Consider the following 4139-nt stretch of genomic DNA (forward strand, 5'->3'; position numbering starts at 1 on the left):
GTCCCGRGCGTGCGTCTCGAAGTGGATCTCGACCGGAAAGATCAGCGGCGAGGCGCTCGTTAAACAGGACGGCAAGACCATGATCCGCGTGCCGGTCGCTCAGAGGCAACTCGGTGTCCGCAGGGACGTAGGGCAGGCGCTGAGCAACGGTTTGAAAACGAAGCTGCGGTCTCCAGCGGCGACCGAGACGAAGGGAGTCGCTGCGAAGCCGGACCTTTCCGACGAGATCAACGAGGAGATCAAGCGCCAGAAGCTCGAGGGCATCCGTCGCCAGAACCGGCGCGAAGCCGAGGAGGAGCTGGCGCGTCAGGGTCGCTACGTCGACGCCGCCAGCGCCAGGCGCGAGATGATCACAATCGCGCAGGATCTGGTCCGTGTGTTCGAGGGCTCCTTGCCCGAGTTCGCGACCGCGCTCGCCGGCGAGTTCAAGATCGAGCAACGTGACGTCCTGCACACCCTGCGCAACCTGTTCAGGAAGGTGAGGACCAAAGCGGCTGAGAAAGCGCGGAAGGCGGCAGAGCAGACGCCGGCTCTCGTGTCCGACGGTGTGGCTGAAGTCGATGGGGACGTTTGATCTGTGACGACGTTGGCCAATCCGGAGCGCATGGCGCTCGAGGTCGTCGCGGCGTCATGCGAGCCACCGCCACCGGTAGACTATGGCCAGTGGGCGGAGGACAACATTGTCTTCACGAAGCGCGAGAGCCCTGAACCCGGCCCGTACAATCGGGAACGCTTCGCCTATTTCGATGAGATCCTCGCGGCGTTGAGCCCCGACGATCCCTGCCGGGYTGTGACGTTCAAGAAGTCGGCGCAGCTCGGAGGCACAGTTCTAGCGAACGTCTTCACAGGCGGTTCGATGGTGATGGATCCGGGCGACATCCTCTACGCCCATCCGACCGAGAACAATGCCCAGCGCTGGTCGAAGATGAAGCTGTCGCCGATGCTGAAGGGCACGACGGCACTGCGCCAGGTCTTTCCGCAGAAGAGCCGCGATGGCTCCGATTCGGTGATGTACAAAGAGCGGGTCGACGGACTGGGCGCGATCCTGATCTCGGGTGCCAACTCGCCGGCGACCCTCAGTCAGGTCACGGTGCCGCGACAGGTTCAGGACGATCTGTCGAAATGGGAGATGAATGCGGCCGGGGATCCGGAATCGCAGGCTGATAGCCGCTCACGCGCGATCGAGTTCGCCAAGATCTTCAAGATCTCGACGCCGCTGATCGAACCCGGTTGCCGGATATCGAGAAGTTATGAGGAGGGGAGCCAGGAGAGCCTCTACGTCGCATGTCCGCATTGCGAGTTCATGCAGACGCTGGATTGGGCGAACATGCTGGCCAACCTCGATGAGGAGAAGCCGGAAGACGCGCATTTCAATTGCGTCGCGTGTGGCGAGGACATTCACGAGCACCATCGTTCTTGGATGCTGGAGCGCAAGGAATGGCGGGCCGCGCGCCCGGAGATGCGCAAGATTCACCGGTCGTTCTATCTCTGGTCGGCGTACAGCCATCTCCAAAGCTGGAAGCGCATCGCGCTCGAATGGTTGAAGGCCAAGGGCGACCCTGCCGCCGAGCAAACGTTTCTCAACGACACGGTCGGCCTGGCGTTCAAGGCGCAGGGTGAGGCGCCGCCGTGGGAGGGCTTGCGCGACCGGGCTGCGAATTCGACCTACGCGCGAGGCGAGATCCCCGCTGGCGCGCTTCTTCTGTGCCTTGGCATGGATTGTCAGGCCGATCGCGTGGAATGGCAGCTGGTCGGCTTCGGGCGCGAAGGACGGCGTTGGGTTATCGAATACGGCGTGGTGCCGGGACACATCTCCGAGGCCAGCACCCGCGAGCGGCTCGACGGTATTGTCGCCCAGCAATGGCCGAACAGTTTCGGTCAGCGGATTWAGGCCGATGGGACCGCGATCGACGGCAATGCATGGACGGAGGACGTTTGGGGATGGGCGAAGGCTCATCCAGCGAACAAGGTCATCATGGTTCGCGGTCGCGGCGAGGAATGGGCGCCGCTTTTGGCGCGCGTGAAACGAGAGCGCAGTCGATCGGGAGCGCTGCTCAAATACTCGAGCCGCTTCTACAATTTCGGAACCTCCGTTCTGAAGATGGCGCTCTATCGCAATCTGGCCAAAGCGGATCCGACTTCATTCGGCTTCGTTTCGTTCCCGCGCGGATTGGAAGATGAGTATTTCCGGCAATTGACGGCGGAGCGCCGCGTTCCGAAGAAGCGCCTCGGCTTCACCGTCTATCGCTGGGACAAGGATCCGAACCAGGCCAACGAAGGTCTGGACACGATGCTGCAGGCGGAAGCCGCTGCCATCAAGTTCGGTTTGYGTGGTCTTCCCGATTCCGTCTGGGACCGCTTGGAGAAGGAACGAGAGGAAAGTCCATCCGGCTCGTCCGCTCCGGCAAATTCTRCACCCGTYGTCCCGACGCCTACGCCGCGCAAGGACCCGGTTCCGATCCGGCCAATGGCGACGGCCTCCGATCCCTACCTCTGAGGCAACATGACACCGCTGGAAATCTTGAGGCTGCGTCTCGCCGAGGCGGAGGTGGCTCTGCATCGTCTTGCGACCGGTAAGGCCGTCGTCTCGATCGGGGACGGCGAGCGCAAGCTCACCTATACGGCCGCCACGATCAACCAGTTGCGCGCGTACATCGACGACCTGAAGCGCCAAATCGCCGAACTTGAAAGCCCGCTCCCGCCCCGCCGTGGGCCATTTGTGTTCTCATTCTGATGCAGCAATCCTGGAACCATCGTGGGGCGCCTGGTCTAAGAGCCAGGACTGCGACGCCGCCCGGCCGCGCCGTGATGGCCGTGCCCGAGGTCGAGACCGCACACCATGCCGCCTCGTACCTGGCGAAGGACATGGCGACGTGGCCGTCGGCGCGGTTGTCGCCTGATGCCGCATTGCTCCCCGAGCTCGACACCATCTCGGGGCGCATCGACGATCTCGTCCGCAACAATGGCATCGCCGCCGGCGCAGAGCGCACCTTCGTCGACAACGTCATCGGGCCGCGGATCACCTGCAAGCCGAATCCAGATCGCGTCCGTCTCGGCAAAGAGGCCGGTTGGGTCGATGGATGGGCGCGCGAAGTTGAATCCGAGTTCGCAACGTTCGCCGACACAGACTGGTTCGACGCCGGTCTGCGGTACAATTTCCACACCTCGACACGGTTGCAAGCAAGGATGATAGCGGCGACGGGCGAGGCCCTGGCGCTGCCGCTGTGGACCGATCGCAACGGATCGAAGTGGCGGACATGCCTGCAACTCGTCGACCCGGCCCGGCTATCGAATCCGATGGGACAGATCGAGACGGCAACCTTCCGCGGTGGCATCGAGCTTGACCCAGTCACCACCGCCGCAACCGCCTACCACATTCGAAAGTCCCATCCTGGCGATCTCTATGGCCTGGGCATGCGGACGATCGGCGAATGGGAGCGGGTCCCTGCCTACATGCCGTGGGGCCGCCGGCGTGTCCTCCACATCTTCGAGAGCGAGCGCGTTGGCCAGACACGCGGCAAGGCCGTGATCACTTCGGTCGCACGTCAGTTCAAGATGTTCGACCACATGAACCGGGAGCAGCTTCGCAAGGCGGTTCTGAACTCGCTGATCTTTGCGGCCCTGGAAACGCCGCTCGCGGGGCAGGAAATCGCGGATATGTTCGGCCAGACCGACAACCCGATGGGAGCCTATCGAGAGTCGCTCGATCAGTGGCGGATCCAGATGTCCGGCGGATCGATGATCCCGCTTCCTCCCGGCACGCAGTTGAAGCCGTTCGCTCCGAACCAGCAGCTGACCGAGCTGGATAGCTTCGCGACCGTCATGCTGCGAAGCATCGGCACCGGCTTGAACATGCCGTACGAGCTCGTCTTCCGAGACTTCTCGAAGACGAATTATTCCTCGGCGCGTGCCGCCCTTCTGGAGGCTTGGCGATACTTCTCCTCAGTTCGCCAATTCATCATCGATCATTGGTGCGCCGTCATCTTCGATCTGTGGTTCGAGGAGGCAGTGCAGCGCGGCATGATCCCGGATTGCACATCCGACGACTACTACAAGAACCAGGTCGCCTGGACCCGGTGCAAGTGGATCTTCGCCGGCCGCGGCTGGGTGGATCCTCTCAAAGAAGCCAAGGCCGCAAC

At 62.8% G+C, this 4139-nt stretch carries 4 protein-coding genes; all 4 read left to right on the forward strand.

Going from position 1 to position 4139, the window contains the following annotated elements:
• Positions 1-574 (forward strand): hypothetical protein (locus AC1DT3_RS13425; RefSeq protein ID WP_477465751.1); only part of this gene is annotated, 574 nt, incomplete at its 5' end.
• A 3-nt stretch (positions 575-577) separates the two neighbouring features.
• Positions 578-2497, forward strand: a complete 1920-nt coding sequence (locus AC1DT3_RS13430) for a phage terminase large subunit family protein (RefSeq protein ID WP_477465752.1) — start codon at positions 578-580, stop codon at positions 2495-2497.
• Positions 2498-2503: 6 nt separating this feature from the next.
• Positions 2504-2734 (forward strand): gpW family head-tail joining protein, encoded by a 231-nt coding sequence (gene gpW / locus AC1DT3_RS13435; protein WP_477465753.1) that lies wholly within the window; start codon positions 2504-2506, stop codon positions 2732-2734.
• A 74-nt stretch (positions 2735-2808) separates the two neighbouring features.
• Positions 2809-4139, forward strand: a 1331-nt coding sequence (locus AC1DT3_RS13440) for a phage portal protein (RefSeq protein ID WP_477465754.1), incomplete at its 3' end; no start/stop codon positions are given.

It is taken from the genome of Microvirga sp. P4_G7, assembly GCF_056401005.1.